We start from the raw sequence: 733 nt of genomic DNA, 5'->3' as shown, positions 1-733 counted from the left end.
CCCGCGCCGCCGACGCATACCGCAAACCCGACGCAACATAAGGACGCACCGCCTCGCGAGCCACGTCCCCGTCCTCATCGACCGAAACCGCAGAGTTGAAGATCAGCTTCGGGGTCTTGTCGAACTCCGCCGACAACTTCCCGGTCGTCTCAACCATCCAGTCCAACCAGGTCTCATCCACGAACCCACTGATCACCAGACCATCGGTGTGCTTGATGCCGTACTTGAACGACAACGGATTCGCCCCCGCCCAATAGATCGGCGCCACACCCTCGGGCCGCCCACCAGTGCAGATCCTCCACCCCACCTTGGACTTGTTCAGCACCGTCTTGCCATCCATCAAGTCCCGGATCGTGTCCACCGTCTCAGCCAGAGCCGCCATCTTCTCCGGCTCCGCACCAATCGTGCGGACCGCGTCATCACCGTTCCCAATACCCAAGATCGCCCGACCACCCGAGAACTCATGCAACGTCGCAATGAAGTTCGCCGTCACCGCCAAATGCCGAGTCACCGGATTGGTCACCCACGGACCCATATGGATCTTCTCCGTCGCAATCGCGGTCGCGGTCAACGCCACCGACACATCACGCCAAATCATCTGACCATCAGTGATCCCGACATACTCAAACCCGTACTGCTCAGCGAGCTTGGCCCGGTCAACGGTCTCCCCCACCTGCTCACGCGGCTCCAACACAATGCCAATCTCAAGCTGCTGCACCATCACTAACTCCTT

The 733-nt window shown here is 60.3% G+C and carries 1 protein-coding gene; it reads right to left on the bottom strand.

All coding sequences use genetic code 11. The features are described 5' to 3' along the window. On the bottom strand, nt 1-721 hold a 721-nt coding region (locus tag ACYQ1K_RS27915), incomplete at its 3' end, for an LLM class flavin-dependent oxidoreductase (RefSeq protein ID WP_459986894.1). Between the last annotated feature and the right edge of the window lie 12 nt (nt 722-733).

Source organism: Nocardioides sp. AN3 (assembly GCF_054653495.1).
This window is presented reverse-complemented; position numbering and strand designations above follow the sequence as displayed.